Here is a 21,153-nt window from a genome sequence, read left to right as displayed (position 1 = left end):
CGGCTGAGCACCCGGAACCGCCGGCCAGCCAAGGAGAACGGAGGGTCATGGCCGCGCAGAGCACCATCGAGCAACGGGAGCCCACGGCTCCCGCCGGAACCACCGCGCCGGCCGCCCGCCGCCCGGCCAGCGCAGGTGCCAGCCTGCTCCGGTTCGTCCAGGGCACCTGGCGCCCGGCGGCGGTCCTCGCGGCCATCTTCGTCATCTGGTGGGCGGTGACCGCGGCGAACCTGGTCAAGCCGTATCTGGTTCCCTCACCGGGGACGACGCTGGACGTCGTCCTCGCCCAGACCGGCTACTTCGCCCACCACACCTGGATCACCAGCTACGAGACCATCCTGGGCTTCGCGATCGCGATCCTGGTCGGGGTCGTCTCCGCCGTCGTCATGGTCTACTCCCCGACGGTCGAGAAGAGCCTCTACCCGCTGCTGCTGTTCGCCCAGGTCATCCCGAAGATCGCCATCGCTCCGCTGTTCATCGTGTGGCTCGGCTTCGGGCTCACGCCGAAGGTCGTCGTCGCGGTCCTGATGGCCTTCTTCCCGATCGTCATCTCCACGGTCACCGGCCTGAAGTCCATCGACCCGGAGATGCTGCAACTGTCGGCGACCATGGGCGCGGGCCCGGCCCAGACATTCCGGAAGATCCGCTTCCCCGGCGCCCTGCCGCACCTGTTCGCCGGCCTCAAGGTCGCCGCCACGATGGCCGTCACCGGCGCCGTGGTGGGCGAGTTCGTCGGCGCCAACGAGGGCCTCGGCTACGTGATCCTGCAGGCCAACGGCAACCTCGACACCCCGACGCTGTTCGCCGGGCTGCTCATCATGTCGCTGCTCGGCGTCGTCCTGTTCGTGGTCGTGGAACTGCTCGAGTACTTCGTCCTTCCCTGGCACGCCAGCCGCCGTGCCGACGCCGCTACGACGTCGCTCTGAATAGGAGATCCCTCGCATGAAGTTGCGTAACCTCGCCGCCGCGCTCATGCCGGCGTTCCTTCTTCTGGCCGCCACCGCCTGCGGCTCGTCCTCGGATGAACAGGCCAAGAACGCTCAGGGCCTGGACAAGGTCACCCTCACCCTCAACTGGTACCCGTACGGTGAGCACGCGCCGTTCTACTTCGGCAAGAAGCAGGACATCTTCGCCAAGCACGGCATCGACCTGACCATCCAGGCCGGTCAGGGTTCGCAGAAGACCGTGCAGGCGACCGCCGCCGGGCAGACCGACTTCGGCTGGGCCGACACCCCCGCCCTGCTGTCGGCGGTGGGCCAGGGCATGGACGTCAAGAGCGTCGGCGTATTCCTGCAGACCACCCCGTCGTCGGTGCAGTTCTTCAGCGACAAGAACATCAGCTCCCCCGCCGACCTCAAGGGCAAGACCATCGCCTCCACCGCCGGCGACGCGCTGAGCAAGACCTTCCCGGCCTTCCTCAAGGCCAACGGCCTGGCTCCGACCGATGTGACCCTGCAGAACACCGACCCGGCCGGCAAGATGGCCGCCGTCATGTCGGGCAAGACCGACGCGCTGCTCGGTTTCGCCACCGACCAGGGCCCGACGATGCAGGAGAAGGCCGGCAAGCAGGTCTCCTACCTCAAGTTCGCCGAGCACGGCCTGACCTTCTACAGCAACGGTCTGCTCGCCTCGACCGACACCATCAAGAACAAGCAGGACCTGGTGAAGCGGATGGTCGCGGCCACCAGTGAGGCCTGGTCCGCCGCCGAGAAGGACCCGGCCGGCGCGGTCACGGCGATGCAGGGCGCCTCCCAGCAGCTGCCGTCGGAGAAGGTCCTGACCGACCAGTTCAATGCCACGTTGCAGCTGCTGCACACCGACGCCACCAAGGGCCAGGCCCCCGGCATCAACGACGAGTCCGACTGGCAGAAGACCATCACCGTCTTCGCCGACGCCGGAGTGATCGGCAAGGCGGAGTCGCCGTCGGCCTACTGGGACGCGAGCTTCGCGCCGAAGGGATGAGAGACCGATGACGGTCGGCAACACCACCACGCAGCGTTCCGCGGACGCGACGGCGACCGGCGCCGCGGTCGACATCGACCAGGTCGCGGTCCGCTTCCGTACCAAGAAGAAGGACGTCACCGCGCTGCGCGACGTCTCGCTGCGGATCGAGCCGGGCGAGTTCGTCTCCATCGTCGGTGCCTCCGGCTGCGGCAAGTCGACGCTGCTCAAGCTGGTGTCCGGCCTGCTGCGGCCCTCGTCGGGCCAGGTCCGCCTGCACGGCGAGGAGGTGCGGGGGCCGCGGCGCGACATCGGGTACGTCTTCCAGCGCGCCGCGCTGCTGGAGTGGCGTACGGCCCGGCGCAACATCCTGCTCCAGGCCGAGATGCGGCACATGCCGAAGGCGCAGGCGCGCCAGCGCGTCGACGAGCTGATCGCGATGACCGGCCTGACCGGCTTCGAGGACGCGTACCCGAACGAGCTGTCCGGCGGGATGCAGCAGCGCGTGGCCCTGTGCCGCGCGTTGCTGCACCGCCCCCCGGTCCTGCTCATGGACGAGCCGTTCGGGGCCCTCGATGCCCTCACCCGGGAGCAGATGAACGTCGAGCTGCGGCGAATCTGGCGGGAGACCGGCACCACCGTCCTGCTCGTCACCCACTCCATCGCCGAGGCGGTCTACCTGGCCAACCGGGTGATCGTCATGACCCCTCGACCCGGCACCGTCGCCGAGGTCATCGACGTCGGCCTCCCCGTCGAGCGTGACTACGGCCAGACGATGTCGGAGCCGGGATTCGCGCGCGCCACGGGACGCATCCGCGACCTGCTGGGTGCGACGACGACCGCCGAATAACCACCGGACCTGGGAAGGAAACACACGTGGAGCGCACGTCTATCGGGATCATCCTCAACGGCGTGACCGGACGGATGGGGTACCGCCAGCACCTCGTCCGGTCCCTGCTCGCCATCCGCGAGCAGGGCGGACTGCCCGCCCGCGACGGCAGCCGCATCTGGCCGGAGCTGACCCTGGTGGGCCGCAACGAGGCCAAGCTCGCCGAGATCGCCGCCCGGCACGGGCTGACGTCGTACACGACGGACCTGGACGCCGCGCTCGCCAAGGACTCGCACCAGATCTACTTCGACGCGCAGGTCACCGCGCAGCGGGAGAAGGCGATCCGGGCGGCGATCGAAGCCGGCAAGCACGTCTACACCGAGAAGCCCCTCGCGGAGGGGCTGACCGGTTCGCTGGAGCTGGCCCGGCTCGCCGCGGCCAAGGGCGTCAAGAACGGCGTGGTGCAGGACAAGCTGTTCCTGCCGGGCCTGCGCAAGCTCAAGCGGCTGGTCGACGGGGGGTTCTTCGGCCAGATCCTGTCGGTGCGCGGGGAGTTCGGCTACTGGGTGTTCGAGGGTGACTGGCAGGACGCCCAGCGGCCGAGCTGGAACTACCGCACCGAGGACGGCGGCGGCATCGTGGTGGACATGTTCCCGCACTGGCACTACGTGCTGGAGCAGATCTTCGCCCCGGTGACCGCGGTGACCGCACACATCGCCACCCACATCCCCGAGCGGGTGGACGAGAACGGCCAGACCTACCGGGCCACCGCCGACGACGCCGCCTACGGCATCTTCGAGCTGGCCGGCGGCCTCACCGCGCAGATCAACTCCTCCTGGGCGGTGCGGGTGTACCGCGACGAACTGGTCGAGTTCCAGGTCGACGGCACCCACGGCAGCGCCGTGGCCGGGCTGCGCGAGTGCCGCATCCAGCACCGCAGCACCACCCCCATGCCGGTGTGGAACCCGGACCTGCCGGCCACCGAGGACTTCCGCGCCCAGTGGCAGCGGGTGCCCGACAACGAGGACTTCGACAACGGGTTCAAGGTCCAGTGGGAGGCGTTCCTGCGCCACGTGGTCGACGACGAGCCGTTCCCCTGGGACTTCCTGGCCGGCGCCCGCGGCGTGCAGCTCGCCGAGGCGGGTCTGCGCTCGGCCCGGGAGGGACGGCGGGTCGAGATCGAGGAGATCAGCCTGTGACCGCCCGGATCACCCTGCCCGCCGCGGGCGGCGGCAGCGAAATGCTCACGCTGCGGGAGCCGGCCGGCTGGCAGCGGCCCGCCGCGCCGCCGACCAGCCGGATCGCGTACGCGGCGGCGCACGTGGTCGCCGACCCGTACGCCGACAACGCCCCCGGCCAGCCCGCCCGGCTGGACTGGGACGCCACCCTCGGCGTACGGCGCAACCTCTGGGCCTGGGGGCTGGGGGTCGCCGAAGCGATGGACACCGCCCAGCGCGGGATGGGGCTGGACTGGGCCGCCACCCAGGAGCTGATCCGGCGCAGCGCCGCCGAGGCGGCTGCCTGCGGCGGGCGGATCGTGGCCGGCGCGGCCACCGACCAGCTGACCGGCGTGCCCGACACGCTGGACGAGGTCGTCACCGCGTACGCCGAGCAGGTCGCCTTCGTCCAGGACTGCGGCGCCACCGCCGTCGTCATGGCCAGCCGGCAGCTCGCCGCGCTGGCCACCGGCCCGGACGACTACCTGAGCGTCTACGAGCAGGTGCTCCGCGAGACGACCGCGCCGGTCGTGCTGCACTGGCTCGGCGACATGTTCGACCCGGCCCTCGCCGGCTACTGGGGCTCGACCGACCTGGACGCGGCGACCAAGACCTTCGTGGCGCTGGTGCAGGCCCACGCCGACGTGATCGACGGGGTCAAGGTGTCGCTGCTCGACGCCGAGCGGGAGGTCCGGCTGCGCGAGCTGCTGCCGGCCACCGTCAAGGTCTACACCGGCGACGACTACCACTACCCGCAGCTGATCGCCGGCGACGGCCGGCAGTTCAGCCACGCCCTGCTCGGCGCGTTCGCGGCCATCGCCCCCGCCGCGTCGGCGGCCCTGCAACGCCTCGACGCCGGCGACACCGCGGGCTTCCGGGAGATCCTGGGCCCCACCGTGCTGCTGTCCAGGCACATCTTCGCCCGGCCGACGCAGTACTACAAGACCGGCATCGCGTTCCTGTCCTGGCTCAACGGCTTCCAGCCCGGGTTCACCATGGTCGGCGGCCTGCACAGCGGGCGCAGTGTTCCGCACCTGGTGGACACGTTCCGCCTCGCCGACGCTGCCGGCCTGCTGCTCGACCCCGACCTGGCCGTCGAGCGGATGCGTCAGTACCTGTCGGTCGCCGGGGTGACCGCGTGACCGCCGTCGACCCACGCCTGGCCCGGCTGTCGCTCAACCAGCAGACCACGAAGTCCTGGTCGGTCCGCGAGGCCGTCGAGGGCTGTGTCCGGGCCGGCATCCCGGCGATCGGGCTGTGGCGGGAGCCGGTGGCCGAGATCGGGGTGCCCGCTGCCGCGAAGCTCGTCGCCGACGCGGGGCTGCGGGTGTCGTCACTGTGCCGCGGCGGATTCCTCACCGCCGACGGCGAAGCCGGCCGGGCCGCGTTGGAGGACAACCGGCGGGCCATCGACGAGGCGGCCGGCCTCGGCACGGACTGCCTGGTCATGGTGGTCGGCGGTCTGCCGCCCGGCTCCCGCGACCTGCGTGGCGCCCGGCAGCGGGTGGCCGAGGCGCTCGCCGAACTCGCCCCGTACGCCGGCGAGCGCGGCGTCCGGCTGGCCCTGGAGCCGCTGCACCCGATGTACTGCGCGGACCGGGCGGTGCTGTCCACCCTGGGGCAGGCGATCGACCTCGCCGAACCGTTCCCGGTCGAGCAGGTGGGCGTCGTGGTCGACACCTTCCACATCTGGTGGGACCCGGACGTGTGGCGGCAGATCGCCCGGGCGGGCGACCGCATCGCCAGCTTCCAGGTCTGCGACTTCCTCACCCCGCTTCCGGCCGACGTGCTGCTCGGCCGGGGCATGATGGGCGACGGCCACATCGACTTCCCGCCGTTCCGGCGGGCCGTCGAGGAGGCCGGCTACACCGGCGATACCGAAGTGGAGATCTTCAACGCCGAGGTGTGGGCGACCGACCCCGACGAGGTCCTCGCGACCATGAAGGACCGCTGCCTCCGGCTCGTCCTGGCCGACTGATGCGCGTCGTCGTCGCACCGGACTCGTTCAAGGGCAGCGTCACCGCCGACGACGCCGCCCGGGCCCTGGCCCGCGGCTGGCTCGCCCACCGGCCCGGCGACGACGTACGGCTGCTCCCCCTGGCCGACGGCGGCGAAGGCACGGTCGACGCCTTCGCCGCCGCCCTGCCCGACGCCGAGCACCGTACGGTGACCGTGCCCGGGCCCGACGGCCGCCCGGTGCCCGCCGCCTGGCTGCTGCTGCCCGACGGGGCGGCCGTGCTGGAACTCGCACAGTCCAGCGGCCTGCCGCTGATGCGCGCCCCCGACCCACTCGGCGCCCAGACGTACGGGCTCGGCGCGGTCGCCCGGGCCGCCCTCGACGCCGGCGCCACCCGCCTCGTCATCGGCCTCGGCGGCTCGGCGTCCACCGACGGCGGCACCGGCGCGCTGCGCGCCCTCGGCCTGCGGCTGCGCGACCGCCAGGGTCGGGACCTGCCGCTCGGCGGCGCCGCGCTCGCCGACCTGGCCCACGTCGACACCACCAACCTGCAGCCCGCACCGTCCGGCGGCGTGCAGTTACTGGTCGACGTGACCGCACCGCTGACCGGCCCGGCCGGTGCCGCCGCCGTATACGGGCCGCAGAAGGGCGCGGAACCGGCAGATGTGACGCTGCTGGACACGGCGTTACGCCGACTCGCCGAGCTGGCCGGCGGCAACCCCGACGAGCCGGGCGCCGGCGCGGCGGGCGGCACCGCGTACGGGCTGGCCACGCTGTGGGGGGCTCGGATCGTGCCGGGTGCGACGACGATCGCCGAACTGGTCGGGCTGGCCGACGCGCTCGCCGGCGCGGACGTGCTGCTCACCGGGGAGGGACGGTTCGACGAGACGTCACTGACCGGCAAGGTGGTCGGCTCGCTGCTGGAGGCGGCCGCGTCCGCCGCCGTACGCGTGGGGGTGGCCGCCGGGCAGGTCGGCGGGCCGGTTCCCGGGTCGGTGTCGGCGACGGTGTCCCTGGCGAGACTCGCCGGCTCGGTCGAGGCAGCGCTGAACGAGCCGGCGCGCTGGCTGGTCGAGGCCGGTGGCGTGCTGGCGGGCCGGCTGGGCGTCGGGTCGATCGGCCGTCAGGCGCGTGCTTCCGTCGGCCGCCCTTCCCCCACCCGTCATGGACAGGTCGACCGACCCAGCGGGTACGGCGGGCACAGGAACTGCCGGAGACGTCGGACCTGAGCGTCGAGCAGATCGCGACGCGGACGGGCATGGGCACCGCGACGACGCTGCGCCGCCACGTCAGCCATCAGCTCGCCGATGAGAGTGCCCGTGCGGCGCTATTGCAGGGCCTCTGTCCCATGCGCCTGCACGTCGGGTTGGGGCGGTCGGAATACGGCAGAAAGGGGCCGCGGGGGCGATCGGCGCGTGGTCGACGCCCAGCTCGCCGACCCCGCCCCTCAGTGCTCGGCACCAGGACAAAATGGGTGGCCTCGCCAGCCCGCCCCGCCCTACCTTGTAACTGGATCTTCTTCTCCGACCCACTCACGAGAGGACTTCACCCCGCGTGACGACGCCTGCTCTTTAGAACTGACACCTTTCCCGTGCATCGGTCGCCGACGTCGCCGTCGGCTCTTTTCCCATGCCTTCCGTCAGGTCTTCGGAGAGATCATGTCTACGCGTCCTCATATCGGGCTGTCCTGGACCGTTCGGCGCACGCGCCTTCCGCTGCTCGCGTTCCGCTGCGTCCACTGCCATTCCGGCCTCGCCAGCACCGGCGACGGGAAGTTCCGCGTCAATGCCAACGGCAAACCCCTCGACATCTGGCTCCTGGTCGCCTGCGTTTCCTGCAACCGCACCAGCAAAATCACCCTTCACGATCGCGTCCCGGTCCGGTACCTGGATCCGACCCTTCTGGAGGCCTACTCCGGCAACTCCTCTGTCATCGCCCGCGTCCTTCTCGACTCGCTGATCGCCCGGCGCAACCGGTTCGCCCTGCAGTGGGACTCATGCTGGGAACTGCTCCCCCCGTCCCCTCCCGAAAGCCCCTGGCCCATCCAGATTTCGGTCATCTTCGACGACCCCGTGCCCCCTTCGCCCCGAACGGCTCATCGCCCAGGGGCTGGACATCAGCCCCTGGGAGATCGCTCGCCGCGTAAAGATCGGCATTCCGCTGAACCGCAGAACTCACAGGGACTTCTCGTTCGTCCTGCCATGAGCCGCCGCCGTGGGCCTGAGCCGGGGCGAGAGGCAAGGTGGCCTTGCCCCGGACTGCATCACGCGGCGGTCCGCGCGCAGTCGCTCATGACCGGGCACGAACGAAGGTCAGGGCCGGCCCGATACCAGCGACGAAGGTGAACGCCCGGACTCCATCGTCGACCCTGACGGGTCGGGCCACGGATCGGGGGTTGAGACTGACTGGCAGGCTCCGTTGATCGAGTAGTCGGAATTCACCTCATCAACGCCGCCAGAGTGACGCTCTGTCACGGGCCGAAACCTGCGCCGTCCGCGCCGAGCATCCGCATTTGGCCGATGAGAGTGTGGTCCAGGCGTTCGACCGATCGCGTCCCATTGACGGCCGCTGCTAGCGTCACCGGCAACCCTTGTGAGGGGAGTGCCGATGGTGGATCGGGTGGAGATCGGTGGACGGCCGCGGTCGGTAACGATTGCGGCGACTCTGATGACCGTCGTGGCCGTCGGGTATCTCGCAGACGCGGTGGCGGTCGCCGCCGGGGCAGCTGCATACCCGGACGGTGTGCGCGAGGCACTGAACGCCTCCGAGGTCGACCCACGTGCCTTTGACGCCCTCAAGCCAGTGGCCTCGGCATTGCCCTACGTCGCGGCGTTGATCACCGCCGTGGCAGCACTGGTCCTACTGGGTATCGCGGCCTCGGTGCGTGCGGGGCACTTCGCGGGCCGCATCATCGCCTGGATCGCGATCGGTCTGTCCCTGATCTGCAGCTCCTGCGGGCTGGGCCAAGCTGGTACGCCCGCTTTCAGCGGAATCGCCTACGTGTCCGCCTTCAGCCGTGACGACTCCGGAACTCACACGTTCGTCCAGCGGTTACCGGCCGCGTACCCGCCGGCCTATCGATACCTCAGCGGCGGCTTTGCCCTCTTCGCGATGCTCGCCTTGATCGTCGTCGTCGTGCTGCTCGCGCGACCCTCAGCCAACCGCTTCTTCCGTCCGGTCAGACAGCTGGCACCGCCGCCAGCTACTCATTACCTGGGCGGCTCGGCGCCAGCGCCGGTCGCTGGGGCAGCCCGTCCGACGGACGACCAGATCTCCCAACTGTCGGTGTTGGTCCGGCAGCATCAACGCGGCGAGTTGACCGACGAGGAGTTCGCTGCGGCTCGCCAGCAACTGCTCGGTGACCCCTGATCGCAGCACGTCAGACATGCTGGTAGCCGCCCGGCGCAGCTGCGCGGCCGCAGGGTCACACTCCTACCTCCCGCCATCAGCCACCGCGCGGTAACGTCCGCACACGCCGCAGATAGCGTGCGCTGCGGCCACCCGGTCATGCCGCCGACCGGTCGTCACAGCGCGTCACGGGCGGTCGGGCGCCGAGGTCGCGGCTCTGCCGATGAGCGCGAAACCGCGGAAGCGTCGGCTGGCATATGATCACCAGGCACGCGCAGTGCGATGTCTGCTCGACGAGGTGCCGTGGTGAACCGTGTGGCTGCTGACCGGCTGATGCTCGTCAACGTGGTGGATCACTGGCTCTACCTGCAAGAGCCGACCTTCATCGTTGCCGGGCAGACCTATTGGATCGATCACGAGACCAACGAGTTGTGCGTGGACCGCGGTGGTGACCGTGTAACGCGGCATCGTCGCGCCCGGCACGCCGCTTGGATGTGCCGTTAGTCCGGGACTGTCGCTCGCCAAGGTCAGCTATCCGCATCTGCCGCGAAACGCTCGTCACGGACGGTAACCGGATCGCGGGTGCCTCCATCCGGACGTGCCGATGGGCGGCACGTCTTTCTGTCCGCCCACTGAGAGAGGCAACATGGCACTCATGTCCCTGCCCACCCCCACGCTGCACACCGCTCGCCTGCGACTGCGTCCCTTCAACGACGCGGACGCGAACGCCCTCTTCGCGCTGCACAGCAGCGCCTACGTGCTGCGCTACTGGGACGCGCCGCCCTGGACCGAACGTGTGCGCGCCGAACGGTTCATAACGGCTTGTCGGCAGATGGCAGAGGAAGGCACCGGGACGCGGCTGGCCGTGGACCGCGTTTCCGACGGGGCGTTCATCGGCTGGTGCAGTCTGACCCGGTGGAACCCGGACTACCGCAGCGCGTCGCTGGGCTACTGCCTCGACGATGCAGCATGGGGCCACGGCTACGCGACGGAGGCCGCGCGCGCCTTGCTGCAGTGGGCATTCGACACGCTGGACCTGAATCGAGTCCAGGCCGAGACCGATACGCGCAACGCGGCATCTGCCCGCGTCCTGGAGAAGCTCGGATTCGTGCGTGAAGGGACGTTGCGAGAAGACTGCGTCGTGAACGGCGAGGTCTCGGACTCGTGGGTGTACGGGCTGATCAGGCGGGAGTGGCGGCCGTCGCCCGAGCCGGTTCCCGCCCGCTGAGTCCTCCTCGCTCGCGAGACGGCGCCCGGCCTCCGGGCGCTTCGTTCCGCTGAGTTGATGGGGCCAGCACAGTGCACTCTCATGCCGCCGCCGGTGCGCGTCGGCCGTCGGAAACCCCGTCACCATCCGTATGCCCCGATCGGTCGCCGACCATCACTCCGACTTCGCGCTCTTGCCGGGCATCAGACCGCGCGCTGTAATCACGCGCCGGCCGGAAGAGCTTGTGCGTCCGTGTGGAGCGTCGGAGTCCGGTATGCCGGGCTGGCCCGGCTACTGCGCCAGGGCCGGGATCTCCCGCTCGGGAAAGAGACCGCTCATCCGCATCGCCGCGGGAACGCCCGGTTGGATGAGGAGGAGCAGTGCTTCGTTGCCGCCGGTGTACAACGTGTGGGCCCGCACCGGGGTGGTGGCGGCGAGAAGGCGGTTGACGACGGCCAACGGGCGCACGGTCGCCTTCGCCCACAGGTCACCGTCGTCACCCCATTCCTCGGTCGTCCAGACGGCGCACCGGACACCGTTGACATTGATAACGTAGTCGTCGTTCTGCCCACTTCGGTACGGACTCTGCACCGTCACCACGTCGAGCAACAGTCCGAGGCGGGAAAGCCCGGGCCCGATCTCCGACAGGAACCGTTCGACCCCGCCCTCGGCCAGGGTCTCACCGTCGGCGAAGAACTCGATGTGCCCGTACAGCAGATCGAAGTCGAGTGGATGACAGCCCGTCGCAACGTCGTGTCGCGCCGAGGCCCGTTGCTCCTGCGGCAGGTGGCTCCACAGGCCATGCCGGTCGAGTTCCGCGGCCAGGGTGCGATGCCGTTCGTCAGGACGCCACGTGCACCCTGCGGTGGCGGGCAGCTCTTGGAGGAGTCCGCGGATATCCCGGGCGAGAAGCATTCCCCCGTCACGAGAACGGAACAGGACGTCACCGAGGTGGTCGCGCTGCATGCGACAACTGTAGTGGCCCGGCCGAGACCGAGCGCTCAACCAATAGCCGGCCAGATTGGTGCCGCTGGCCGCATGCTGATCAAGGTCAGGTGCACGGACCTGCCGCGATCCGCGCGCTACGCAGGGTTGCGTGACTGCTCGGGGCTCGCGGTGCGGATCTGCCGATGTGAGCGAGTCGGCTAGGTCCCATGCCTATGCGCCGCAACGCATGCAGAGTCGTACTCCGAGGCCACCGACCGCGACGACATGCCGCTTGGACTTCACGATCCACGTGCCGAGGCCCCGCGGACCGAGGCAGTGCTCGACCCGTCAGCGGTCGGTGGCGTGCGCGAGGCCGCCGGGCAGCGGGACGCGGTCAGCCACGCAGTCGCAGGCGGCAAAACCCGGTGACGTCGGTGGTCATTCCCCGCGACAATGGCCGACGTGGAGGAGGTCAAGGTCGTCGTTGCTCATAACGAGCGCGCGACCCTGCGCGTCGGTGACGTGTTCCTGAAGATCGACGCTGATCAGACGCGCACCGACGTCGAGGTCGAGGCGATGGCTATGGCGCCGATCCCGACTCCGGAGGTCCTGTGGCGGAAGCCGCCCGTGCTCGCGCTCGCCGCCCTCCCAGGCACGGCACTCGGCCGCCTCGGCGAGCCGTCGATCGCGTCGTCGGCGGCATGGGCCGCGGCGGGTGCCGCCGCACGGATGCTGCACGACGCGCCGCTGCCGCCATGGCCCGGTCGGAGCCTCGACGAGATCGCAATGCGCCTCGACGGCGAATGCGAGTGGCTCGTCACGAACGTCGTCCTTCCCACCGACCTGGTCACGCGCAACCGCCGGGTTGCCGAGGCCGCGCTCCGACCGTGGACACCGGTATTCACGCACGGCGACCTGCAGGTCGACCACGTGTTCGTCGACGGTGACCAGATCACGGGCGTGATCGACTGGTCCGAGGCGGCCCGGGGCGACGCCCTGTTCGATCTCGCCATCATGACGCTGGGACACGAGGAGCACCTTGACGCCGTGGTCGCCGGCTACGGCACCGACGTCGACCTCGACGTGATCCGCGCGTGGTGGTCCTGGCGGAGCTTGGTGGTCATCCGCTGGCTGGTCGAGCACGGCTTCGACCCGTTCTCGCCAGGCTGCGAGGTCGACGTGCTGAGATCCCGGATGTGAGGCTCCACGAGCCCGACGCCCACGAGTGCCGTACTGCCGCATCGAGCGGGCCACCTCCTGAAGCGCGTCGTCTTCCAGACCGACGCGGTCACGGTCCTCGAAGATCCTGGGCGGTGCTTCCTTCAGTCGGCTACCAGCGCGCTCGACGATTGGGTGCATGCCGCTGACAGCGCGTCCGAAACGACCGGATCTGCCGATGAGCGGGCACACTCGCCGCGATGGGCGTGGCTGTCGCTCCACTGGGTGGGTGATCATTGGTTACGGGGATCGGCGAGGCCCGAGGACCGGGCTTCGTCGCATGCCCGATCCTCGGGGTCACCGCCCCGCGTTTCCAGTTCAGGTCGATGCGCAGATCCGCGTCGTCAACTGCGGCCACGCAACTCTTGCTCTAACATGGCGGGTCTCCCTCGATCAGTCGTCGTCGGGATGTCACCATCGCCTGTCAGCCTGGCGGAGCATCGCGTCTGTTTCGGGGTCGGGCATGAGCTGCCGGACCTCTTGCGCGCAGCGGCAAGCGCCGGCGATCTTGGCAGCCCACGTCAGCGCCTCCTCGCGTGAGGCCACGTCGACGACCACGAACCCGCCGATGACCTCCTTGGTCTCCGGGTAAGGGCCGTCGGTGACCATCCCGTCCGTGGCTACGACGTTCGCCCTCTGGCGCTCCAGTCCGGCGCCGAACACAAACACGCCGGCGTTCACGGCGTCCTGGACCACCGCGTGTGAGGCCTTGCCCACGTCGGGCATCTCCTCGTCGGGGATGTGGTCCATCGCGCCGTCATTGAACGAGATCAAGTACCGCGTCATCCCATGACTCCCTTGTCCCGGTGGCCCTCTCCGGCCGCCTCTCACCTGTTTCTACGAACGACTCGCCCCGGATCCGACGCTATGCCAGAAGAATTTCTCACGGGACCTCCGCCGCTCGGCGCCCACGGGCGTCATGTCGCCCGTGTCCGTGGGGATCATTGCCGCCGCCACCGGCGACGAGTAGTCCCACCGCACTTATCTGCCGCAATCAGCGCGGTGAGGTGTCGCAGATCGGTTGGCGGACGCCTGTCGCGCATCAGTCGACGGAGGACACTGCGCCGGCCACGCTGTCGAGTCCCACCTGATGCTTGACGAGGCCGTCCTAGGTGTTGCTTGGCGGTTGGTCTAGAGATAAGTGCGGAGATCGTATCGCCGTCCTGGCGCTACGGGGTCCTGGCGTGGTGGTGAACCGGCCCTCGGTGTGGCCTGACCGATGATTCGTCCGCGCCGTGCTGGTCTGTACGCCGAGTACCGACTCACGGGAGGCTGACACCATGCGAAAACTGACCTTCGGCATGAACCTGAGCCTGGACGGCTACATCGCCGCGCCCGGCGACGACCTCGGCTGGAGTGTGCCGAGCGACGAGCTGTTCCAGTGGTGGTCCGACCGGGTGAGGGCGACAGGCATGGCGCTGTACGGGCGCAAACTGTGGGAGACGATGAGCTCCCACTGGCCGACCGCCGACCAGCAGCCCGGCGCCACACCGGCGGAGATCGAGTACGCCCGCCGCTGGCGGGACATGCCGAAGGTGGTGTTCTCCTCGACGACCAGCACGGTCGACTGGAACACCCGCCTGGTCACCGGCGACGCGGTCACCGAGATCACGCGGCTCAAGGCCGAAGACGGCGGCCCCATGGACATCGGTGGCGCCACACTCGCCGCAGTGGCCATGCGGGACGGGCTGATCGACGAGTACGCGATCGTCACCCATCCGGTCCTGGTAGGTGGCGGCACGCCGTTCTTTGCGGCCCTGGACAACTGGGTGAACCTGACCCTGGTGGAGACCCGGACGTTCCCTGACGGCGTGGTCCTGACCAGGTACGAGACCAGGCGCTGAGTACCCCAACCTCGGATCGGCCCGGGCTTCGGGCCGCTCAAGGATCTCGTGGCGCTGTGTTTCGAGGCGATCGTGATGCCCGTCCCGGATCACAGACCGTGTGTATGGCACAAGACGCGCCTTGCCGTGCGCTGTCTAGTCCCACCGGATGCTCGACGTGGCGGGTTCAAGCGGTGTGCGCAAGGAGCTCGGCGAGCTTCTCGGATGGTGTCATGTAGCCGAGGGTTTTGCGGGGGCGGGTGTTGAGGCTGCGGGCGAAGCGGGCGAGGTCGTCGGCGGTGTGGGCCGACAGGTCGGTTCCTTTGGGCATGTACTGGCGCAGCAGGCCGTTGGTGTTCTCGTTCGAGCCACGCTGCCAGGGCTTGTGGGGGTCGCAGAAGTAGACCTGGACGCCGGTGGCCGCGGTGAATTGGGCGTGCCGGGACATCTCCTTGCCCTGTGACCGTCTCCGTGGTGCGTACGGACACGACCACATCCTCGGAAAATTGGGCTCCCTCGCTCGTGAAGATCAGCACGTCGACGCCACCGCCCGGTGGGATGACCAGCTTGCCCTGGTCGCTGCCGTAGACCGTGGTGACCTTTACCGTCGGTAGCGGGCTTCGGGTGGCGTCGAGCGCCGTGAACTCCAGTGTCGGGGCAAGCATTTCGTGCTGCCGTTGTAGATGGTGAGCAGTTGGTTCATATACCCGTCCCCGGTGGTGGCCGCGAACTCAAACCGCAGCGGGGCGCCGGGGCGGGGGCGAGCGACGAGCCCGCAGCCGGCGAGCAGCAGCGTGGCCAGGAATCCGGCGATCACCCTGAGGGGCGCTGGCTCTGCGCGCAGACGCCGCGGCTGCATCCGTAGGCCGATGGGACATCCGCCTGGGCCAACGACGCGTACCGCCGTACGAGGCGCGCCGCCGCCTCGCGGGATTCTTGTCAGTTCCAGCGGATGGCAAATGGCAAAGGCAAGGAGATCTCTCTCCTTGCCACTTCTAACGTATAGCGCACTGGGGGGCTTGCGGCAAGACCCGTGTTGTGGCGCAGAATCGTCGGCCGAGGCCACAACCTGCGGAAATGGGGGCACGACGTGCGTGTGGGGTTGTCGACGTATGGGGGACGCGGTGACGTCGAGCCAGTGGTGGGGGCGGTGCGGTTGCGGGCGCTCGGGGCGGAGGTGCGGGTGTGCGCGCCGGCCGACTGGGCGGAGCGGCCGGTCGACTCGTCAAAGGGAAGGCAACCAGAGATGAGGACGTGCGCAACAAGAGGTTCGACAGAGCTGGAGGCGCCGCTGATTCGAGCGGCCAGTGCAGGGCAACGGAGCACGGCGGCCTCGGAGGTATCGCGGTGAGCGAGCAGTACGTGTTGGGTCTTCAAGATGTTGACGAGATGCAGGTCGCGGTCGTTGGCGGCAAGGGCGCGCACCTGGGCGGGCTGTCGCGGATCGAAGGCATCCGCGTGCCGGCTGGCTTTTGCGTGACGACGGACGCCTTCCGGCGGATCATGGCGGAAGCGCCGTCGATCGACGACCGGCTCGATCAGCTGTCGCGCCTGAACCCGGACGACCGGGAGGCGATCCGCACGATCAGCGCGGAGATCCGCCGGACCATCGAAGGGATCGCCATCCCCGACGATCTGACGGCGGCGATCACCCGCACGCTCGCCCGGTTCGGCGAGCAAGCCGCCTACGCCGTCCGATCCAGCGCGACGGCAGAGGACCTGCCGACGGCCTCCTTCGCCGGCCAGCAGGACACGTACCTCAACGTCGTGGGGCCGGCGGCGATCCTCCAGCACGTCGGCCGGTGCTGGGCGTCGCTGTTCACCGAGCGGGCCGTGACCTACCGCGAGCGGAACGGCATCGACCACCGTTCGGTCAACATGGCCGTGGTCGTACAGCAGATGGTCTTCCCGCATGCGGCCGGCATCCTGTTCACGGCCGACCCCGTCACGGGCAACCGGAAGGTCGCCACCGTGGACGCCAGCTTCGGCCTCGGCGAGGCCCTGGTCTCCGGCCTGGTGAACCCGGACACCTTCAAGGTGCGCGACGGCGAGATCGTCGCCAAGGCGATCGCCGCCAAGCAGCGTGCCGTGCACGCCCTGCCGACTGGCGGTACGCAGGAAGTGGCGATCGACCCGAGGCGGCAGGAGCAGCCGGCACTGACGGACGCGCAGGTCGCGCGGCTCGTGCAGCTCGGACGGCGGATCGAAGCGCACTTCGGCCGCCCGCAGGACATCGAATGGTGCCTGGTCGGCGAGGACTTCCAGATCGTCCAGAGCCGGCCGATCACCACGCTGTTCCCCATCCCCGCGGCCCGCGACGCAGGGAACCACGTCTACCTCTCAGTCGGCCACCAACAGATGATGACCGACCCCATGAAGCCACTGGGCGCCTCGATGTGGCAGCTGACGGCCATGGCGCCGATGCACGAGGCCGGCGGGAGGCTGTTCGTCGACGCCACCCGGGCCCTGGCCTCGCCCGCGGGCCGCGCCGGCTTCCTGGAGATGGCGGGGAGAGAAGATCCGCTGACCAGGGACGCGCTGGAGACCGTCCTCGACCGCGACGACTTCGTCCCGTCGCTCCCGGACACGGGTGCCGGTAGGCCGCGGGCCAGCGGCGCGTCCACCCCGATCGAGACCGACCCGGCCATCGTCACCGAGCTGATCGAGCGCAGCCAGGCGTCCATCGCCGCCCTGCGGCGCGACATCCGGACGAAGACCGGACCGGCGCTGTTCGACTTCCTGCTGGAGGCCTTCCAGGAGCACAAGCGAGTCCTCAGCGATCCGCTGAGCATGCAGGCGATCATGGCGGGGATAGAGGCCACCTGGTGGCTCAACGACCAGCTGCACGAGTGGCTGGGCGAGAAGAACGGGGCCGACACGCTCACACTGTCCGCCCCCAACAACGTCACCTCGGAGATGGGACTGGCGCTGCTCGACGTCGCCGACGTGATCCGCCCGCACCCGGAGGTGATGGCGTTCCTGCAGGGCGTCGAGGACGAGGGCTTCCTGGACGAGCTGCCGAAGCTCGCGGGCGGGACCGAAGCGCGCGACGCCATAGAGGCCTACCTCGACCGATACGGCATGCGCTGCGTCGGCGAGATCGACATCACGAGGCCACGTTGGCGCGAGCGCCCCACCACGCTCGTGCCCGTGATCCTCGACAACGTCAGGAACTTCGGGCCGGGCGCCGCCGAGCGGCGCTTCGAGCAAGGGCGGCAGAAGGCGCAGAAGAAGGAGCAGGACGTGCTGTCACGCTTGCGGGCCCTGCCGGACGGGGACCAGAAAGCCGACGAGGCCAAGCGGATGATCGACCGGGTCCGAACCTTCATCGGGTACCGGGAGTACCCGAAGTACGGCATCGTCAGCCGCTACTTCGTCTACAAGCAGGCCCTGCTGGAGGAGGCCGAGCGCCTCGTGCAGGCCAACGTGCTTCCTGAGAAGGAGGACATCTTCTACCTCACGTTCCAGGAACTCCACGACGTCGTGCGCTCGAACCAGGTGGATGGCCAGCTCATCCAGCAGCGCAAGGACACGTTCCGGTCGTACCACGCGCTCACACCGCCCCGGGTGCTCACCTCGGATGGTGAGGCCGTCACCGGGGCGTACCGGCGCGACGACGTGCCGGCCGGCGCCCTGATCGGCCTACCGGTTTCCGCCGGGACCATCGAGGGAAGGGCCCGCGTCATCCTTGACCTGGCGGAGGCCGAGCTCGAAACGGGCGACATCCTGGTCACGACCTTCACGGACCCCAGCTGGTCGCCGCTGTTCGTCGGAATCGCGGGCCTGGTGACGGAGGTGGGCGGCCTGATGACCCATGGCGCAGTGATCGCCCGGGAGTACGGCTTGCCGGCCGTCGTGGGCGTGGAGCAGGCCACCCGGCTGATCCGGGACGGGCAGCGGATCCGCGTGCATGGAACCGACGGGTACGTCGAGATCTTGCCTTGACCGACCACACCGAGAAGGCCCATCCGTAGCTTCCCGTAAGGCAGCGCCAAGCAGTTGATCTATGAGGCAGTGAACGACGCGATGGACGTCAGGCATTGAGAACCGCTTGACGGCCTTCGTGTCGGGAGAGTATCGGCGTAAGGCTTGATCAAGCCGCCCGCTCGTGCCGCTGACCGTGCGTTGGCCGCTCGATGGGGGCGTCCGCAACTGCCGATTGTGAGGGCGCGATCAGGCAGCAGGGTCTGGTGAGGTTCATGTACCGGACCACACCGGCATGAGCCCACCCTCCGTGCCGTAGAAGAGATGCGGCCGTAGTTCGGGCAGCGAGGTGAGTGTGCGATACAGCATGGACGGGTTGCCGGCAGCGGCGAGGAACGGTTGGGAGGCGAGCAGGTCGCGAAGGCCGGAAAACGGCCATGGGGCACCGAGCAGTCGTCGGAGCTGGACCAGAGTCGCAACGGCGTCCGGTGGGACCCGGTTGACATAGATGTCGGCGATGGTGGGCAGATCCCAGCTTGCCGTCGACCCGCTCCGTTTGCAGCCGGGCAGATGCTCGATTGCTGGGCCAGTGGAACCTACCCCGGCCAGGCTGTACCACCAGTCCACATCGATGCTCAGCTCGCCGCGTTGCGCCAGCTCGACGAAGGTCACGATGCGTGGATCCGCGATGTGCGTCGCCTCGGCGCAGCAGGGCTGGCTGGCCCGCAAGGCGCTATGTCACCGCCGCCGTACGCGGATGCGCCGATAGTGAAGTTCATTCTGCATATCCACCGGGAGGTCATCCACCACGGCGCGGAGATGTCCCTGCTTCGGGACCTCTATCTATGGAAGGACAACGGCGGTCGCCTATGACCTCCATGCGGCCGTTTACCGCCGGCAATATTCGTTTGGAACCGACTTCTCAAGAATCCGCCGCACCTGAACCTCAAAGATCTGGTGCGCGCTCATGCCGCGAATCGCCAGCTACCCAAGGTGAGGCGGCTCCTCGGCAACCGGCGCGTCACTCAGGCCGGCGTTGGTGCGGAACTGGGGTACGTCCATGGCCTGGGGTAGCAGGATCGGCGGGTCCGCTTCTCGATCGCGAGGAGACCAGGTATCGCTCGACGAGTGATGGCCGCATCGATCGCCCGCTGGGTCTCCGGCGGAAGCGACTCCCAGGTAGTCTTGGCAGCACAGATGTAGCAGGGCTCATCGACATGTGCTGGGAGATCGGTCGCACAGCGCTGGCCGCAGCCCGAGCAACGGTAGTCGATCATGGTGCAATTGTCAGTTCCTGCGGCTCTTGCCGCTAGCGGGATTCAGGGCGTTCACATCCCCTCCGATCCACCAGCATCCCGGCTCGCCGGACATCGAGCAAGCCCTACCCCAGCCGGTGTCGGCGGTACTGTGGCTGGAGCTGGCCGAACGCGAGTCCGTTCTCGTCCAAGGCGTTGTACAGGGTCAACCAGCCGTCCGGAAAGCGCAGGCCAACAGCGACGGCGCCGTCCGCGAGGTCTCCGCCAGCCCATTCGAGAAGCTCGACGGCCTCAAGCCGCTGCCCGCGCCGGCCAGCCAACACGGCGGGAACGTCATCGCGCCAGACCAGCCGGAAGCCGTCCGATGTCGGCCACACCGGTGGCCGGGTCACCTCCACCGAGTTCCATGTGATCGACAGGTCATCGAACTTCTGGTGATTGACTTCCAGACGCTCCCCGGCGAAGTCGAGCACCACCGGGCAGTCGGCAAACCACTCGTCGCTCTCGGTGTCCCACACTACCCACGGACCTGTCAGCTCGCGGCCGACAAGCCTGCTCAGGCGTCGTCCGTGATGCTTCGCGACCTCGTCTTTCCCGTTCAACCAGCGCGGCTGATACCCGGCGATCCCGAAGTCGAACACCGGCCCAGTATGCCGGCCCTCAACGCCTCCGGCGCTTGTCGTCGAGGCTCCGGCAGTCCCGCGCTCATCTGACGCGCTCCGCGCGGTCAGGCGGATTTCAGTGCGGCGGTGAACGTCTTCTGGTTGGCCTCGGTGTAGGTGATTTCGCGTTGGGTCCAGGCGAGCACCTCGGCAGAGCGTGCGCGCGGGATCGGAGATGAGTCGTCGTCGAGGATGTCCCGCCAAAACGCCTCGTTGCGGTGTAAGCGCTCGCGGATGGCGGCAGGTAGACAGTCGCGGTCGGCCGGGCTCAAGCCGTAGGCGTCCGTCAGGATCCGCACCTGGCGGGCCTGTGCAGTCGCGGGTCCCCGGTCTGGCCGTGACGAGATGCACCAGGCCCATGCCATGTAGCCCACGTCCTCGAGCGGGTGGCCAGGCGCCGCGAAGTCGAAGTCGATGAAGGCGACGGGCTGGCCGTCGCGGAAGACCGTGTTGTTCGGACCGGGGTCGTGATGGCAGACCACCTCATCCGGAAGGATGGATACGAAGTCGCGCGTGGCGTCGTGCAGTTGTCGCAGCAGCGTCGCTGCCTGTTCGACCTGGTCGTCGGTGAAATGCCGCCATCGTGGAGGAACGTGGCCGGGCACGAACGACAAGATGTCACGACCGTGTCGGTCCCAACCCAGGTGCTGAGGGCAGCCGTCGAAACCCGTCTGGGCGAGATGAGTCAGCAGCCGCGCCACGAAACGCGACGCGGACGAGGCCGGGCGGCGCACCGTGTCTCCAACCCGAACCACACCAGCTGTCAAGCGGCCCCCGACCAAGGGCTGCTCCACGTCATGCTCGCTATCTGCCCCATCTCGCGACCCTAGCGGCCGAGCCCGCC

The 21,153-nt window shown here is 69.0% G+C and carries 20 protein-coding genes and 1 pseudogene; 14 read left to right on the top strand and 7 right to left on the bottom strand.

What is annotated here, in order from left to right; all coding sequences use genetic code 11:
- The first annotated feature begins 47 nt into the window (after positions 1 to 47).
- The 11 genes from ACFYOS_RS26100 to ACFYOS_RS26050 all read left to right on the top strand — a co-directional run bounded on the left by ACFYOS_RS26100 (position 48) and on the right by ACFYOS_RS26050 (position 10,520).
- Entirely contained in the window at positions 48 to 926 is an 879-nt protein-coding gene (locus ACFYOS_RS26100) for an ABC transporter permease (RefSeq protein ID WP_387146826.1), read from the top strand.
- A 16-nt stretch (positions 927 to 942) separates the two neighbouring features.
- Complete coding sequence (locus tag ACFYOS_RS26095; RefSeq protein WP_387146823.1) at positions 943 to 1,962, top strand: ABC transporter substrate-binding protein; 1,020 nt, start codon at positions 943 to 945, stop codon at positions 1,960 to 1,962.
- A gap of 7 nt (positions 1,963 to 1,969) precedes the next feature.
- Positions 1,970 to 2,791 carry an ABC transporter ATP-binding protein gene (locus ACFYOS_RS26090; RefSeq protein WP_387146820.1) on the top strand — a complete coding sequence of 274 codons (822 nt, stop codon included), beginning with the start codon at positions 1,970 to 1,972 and terminating at the stop codon, positions 2,789 to 2,791.
- A 26-nt stretch (positions 2,792 to 2,817) separates the two neighbouring features.
- Positions 2,818 to 3,969: a Gfo/Idh/MocA family protein gene (locus ACFYOS_RS26085; RefSeq protein ID WP_387146817.1), complete on the top strand. Its 1,152-nt coding sequence runs from the start codon at positions 2,818 to 2,820 to the stop codon at positions 3,967 to 3,969.
- Complete coding sequence (locus ACFYOS_RS26080; RefSeq protein ID WP_387146814.1) at positions 3,966 to 5,129, top strand: dihydrodipicolinate synthase family protein; 1,164 nt, start codon at positions 3,966 to 3,968, stop codon at positions 5,127 to 5,129. Before ACFYOS_RS26085 ends, ACFYOS_RS26080 begins: the two co-directional genes overlap by 4 nt.
- Complete coding sequence (locus ACFYOS_RS26075) at positions 5,126 to 5,965, top strand: sugar phosphate isomerase/epimerase family protein (RefSeq protein WP_387146811.1); 840 nt, start codon at positions 5,126 to 5,128, stop codon at positions 5,963 to 5,965. Before ACFYOS_RS26080 ends, ACFYOS_RS26075 begins: the two co-directional genes overlap by 4 nt.
- Positions 5,965 to 7,173 (top strand): glycerate kinase, encoded by a 1,209-nt coding sequence (locus ACFYOS_RS26070; RefSeq protein ID WP_387146808.1) that lies wholly within the window; start codon positions 5,965 to 5,967, stop codon positions 7,171 to 7,173. Before ACFYOS_RS26075 ends, ACFYOS_RS26070 begins: the two co-directional genes overlap by 1 nt.
- Before the next feature lie 78 nt (positions 7,174 to 7,251).
- Positions 7,252 to 8,289 (top strand): DUF1062 domain-containing protein, encoded by a 1,038-nt coding sequence (locus ACFYOS_RS26065; protein WP_387146805.1) that lies wholly within the window; start codon positions 7,252 to 7,254, stop codon positions 8,287 to 8,289.
- 262 nt (positions 8,290 to 8,551) lie between these two features.
- On the top strand, positions 8,552 to 9,313 hold the full coding sequence (locus tag ACFYOS_RS26060) for an SHOCT domain-containing protein (RefSeq protein WP_387146802.1): 762 nt from the start codon (positions 8,552 to 8,554) through the stop codon (positions 9,311 to 9,313).
- A gap of 285 nt (positions 9,314 to 9,598) precedes the next feature.
- Positions 9,599 to 9,796 (top strand): hypothetical protein, encoded by a 198-nt coding sequence (locus ACFYOS_RS26055; protein WP_387146799.1) that lies wholly within the window; start codon positions 9,599 to 9,601, stop codon positions 9,794 to 9,796.
- A gap of 151 nt (positions 9,797 to 9,947) precedes the next feature.
- Positions 9,948 to 10,520, top strand: coding sequence for a GNAT family N-acetyltransferase (locus ACFYOS_RS26050; protein WP_387146796.1), 573 nt, complete (start codon positions 9,948 to 9,950; stop codon positions 10,518 to 10,520).
- Between the two features lie 270 nt (positions 10,521 to 10,790).
- On the opposite strand, the gene ACFYOS_RS26045 is transcribed toward ACFYOS_RS26050, so the two are convergent.
- Complete coding sequence (locus ACFYOS_RS26045; RefSeq protein WP_387146793.1) at positions 10,791 to 11,465, bottom strand: hypothetical protein; 675 nt, start codon at positions 11,463 to 11,465, stop codon at positions 10,791 to 10,793.
- Positions 11,466 to 11,879: 414 nt separating this feature from the next.
- Between ACFYOS_RS26045 and ACFYOS_RS26040 the strand changes: the two genes are divergently transcribed.
- Positions 11,880 to 12,626, top strand: a complete 747-nt coding sequence (locus ACFYOS_RS26040; protein WP_387146790.1) for an aminoglycoside phosphotransferase family protein — start codon at positions 11,880 to 11,882, stop codon at positions 12,624 to 12,626.
- 429 nt (positions 12,627 to 13,055) lie between these two features.
- Here the strand turns inward: ACFYOS_RS26040 and ACFYOS_RS26035 are convergent, their stop codons facing one another.
- Positions 13,056 to 13,430, bottom strand: a complete 375-nt coding sequence (locus ACFYOS_RS26035; protein WP_387146787.1) for a YciI family protein — start codon at positions 13,428 to 13,430, stop codon at positions 13,056 to 13,058.
- Between the two features lie 494 nt (positions 13,431 to 13,924).
- On the opposite strand from ACFYOS_RS26035, the gene ACFYOS_RS26030 reads away from it, so the two are divergent.
- A complete protein-coding gene (locus tag ACFYOS_RS26030) occupies positions 13,925 to 14,488 on the top strand; it encodes a dihydrofolate reductase family protein (RefSeq protein WP_387146784.1) in 564 nt (187 codons plus the stop codon).
- A gap of 166 nt (positions 14,489 to 14,654) precedes the next feature.
- Here the strand turns inward: ACFYOS_RS26030 and ACFYOS_RS26025 are convergent.
- Both ACFYOS_RS26025 and ACFYOS_RS26020 read right to left on the bottom strand, forming a co-directional pair.
- Positions 14,655 to 14,927: pseudogene (locus tag ACFYOS_RS26025) on the bottom strand (IS30 family transposase); the annotation flags it as partial.
- A 141-nt stretch (positions 14,928 to 15,068) separates the two neighbouring features.
- Positions 15,069 to 15,284 (bottom strand): hypothetical protein, encoded by a 216-nt coding sequence (locus ACFYOS_RS26020; RefSeq protein WP_387146781.1) that lies wholly within the window; start codon positions 15,282 to 15,284, stop codon positions 15,069 to 15,071.
- A gap of 530 nt (positions 15,285 to 15,814) precedes the next feature.
- Between ACFYOS_RS26020 and rph the strand changes: the two genes are divergently transcribed.
- Positions 15,815 to 18,412 carry a rifamycin-inactivating phosphotransferase gene (gene rph, locus ACFYOS_RS26015; protein ID WP_387146967.1) on the top strand — a complete coding sequence of 866 codons (2,598 nt, stop codon included), beginning with the start codon at positions 15,815 to 15,817 and terminating at the stop codon, positions 18,410 to 18,412.
- Between the two features lie 252 nt (positions 18,413 to 18,664).
- On the opposite strand, the gene ACFYOS_RS26010 is transcribed toward rph, so the two are convergent.
- The 3 genes from ACFYOS_RS26010 to ACFYOS_RS26000 all read right to left on the bottom strand — a co-directional run bounded on the left by ACFYOS_RS26010 (position 18,665) and on the right by ACFYOS_RS26000 (position 21,103).
- Positions 18,665 to 19,063, bottom strand: a complete 399-nt coding sequence (locus tag ACFYOS_RS26010; RefSeq protein WP_387146778.1) for a hypothetical protein — start codon at positions 19,061 to 19,063, stop codon at positions 18,665 to 18,667.
- Positions 19,064 to 19,772: 709 nt separating this feature from the next.
- Positions 19,773 to 20,288, bottom strand: a complete 516-nt coding sequence (locus tag ACFYOS_RS26005; protein WP_387146776.1) for a hypothetical protein — start codon at positions 20,286 to 20,288, stop codon at positions 19,773 to 19,775.
- Positions 20,289 to 20,374: 86 nt separating this feature from the next.
- Entirely contained in the window at positions 20,375 to 21,103 is a 729-nt protein-coding gene (locus ACFYOS_RS26000; RefSeq protein WP_387146773.1) for a phosphotransferase, read from the bottom strand.
- Positions 21,104 to 21,153: the final 50 nt, after the last annotated feature.

The sequence above is a fragment of the Micromonospora sp. NPDC005806 genome, assembly GCF_042871425.1.
Taxonomy (GTDB): Bacteria; Actinomycetota; Actinomycetes; order Mycobacteriales; family Micromonosporaceae; genus Micromonospora.
The sequence above is the reverse complement of the archived record's forward strand: the minus strand, read 5'-3'. Positions and strand labels throughout refer to the sequence as shown.

Coding starts and splice junctions, on each gene's coding strand:
- ACFYOS_RS26070 (WP_387146808.1), top strand. CDS start 5,965: ATGCGCGTCGTCGTCGCACCGGACTCGTTCAAGGGCAGCGTCACCGCC.
- ACFYOS_RS26095 (WP_387146823.1), top strand. CDS start 943: ATGAAGTTGCGTAACCTCGCCGCCGCGCTCATGCCGGCGTTCCTTCTT.
- ACFYOS_RS26045 (WP_387146793.1), bottom strand. CDS start 11,465: ATGCAGCGCGACCACCTCGGTGACGTCCTGTTCCGTTCTCGTGACGGG.
- ACFYOS_RS26060 (WP_387146802.1), top strand. CDS start 8,552: ATGGTGGATCGGGTGGAGATCGGTGGACGGCCGCGGTCGGTAACGATT.
- ACFYOS_RS26030 (WP_387146784.1), top strand. CDS start 13,925: ATGCGAAAACTGACCTTCGGCATGAACCTGAGCCTGGACGGCTACATC.
- ACFYOS_RS26040 (WP_387146790.1), top strand. CDS start 11,880: ATGGCCGACGTGGAGGAGGTCAAGGTCGTCGTTGCTCATAACGAGCGC.
- ACFYOS_RS26100 (WP_387146826.1), top strand. CDS start 48: ATGGCCGCGCAGAGCACCATCGAGCAACGGGAGCCCACGGCTCCCGCC.
- ACFYOS_RS26065 (WP_387146805.1), top strand. CDS start 7,252: ATGAGAGTGCCCGTGCGGCGCTATTGCAGGGCCTCTGTCCCATGCGCC.
- ACFYOS_RS26090 (WP_387146820.1), top strand. CDS start 1,970: ATGACGGTCGGCAACACCACCACGCAGCGTTCCGCGGACGCGACGGCG.
- ACFYOS_RS26035 (WP_387146787.1), bottom strand. CDS start 13,430: ATGACGCGGTACTTGATCTCGTTCAATGACGGCGCGATGGACCACATC.
- ACFYOS_RS26050 (WP_387146796.1), top strand. CDS start 9,948: ATGTCCCTGCCCACCCCCACGCTGCACACCGCTCGCCTGCGACTGCGT.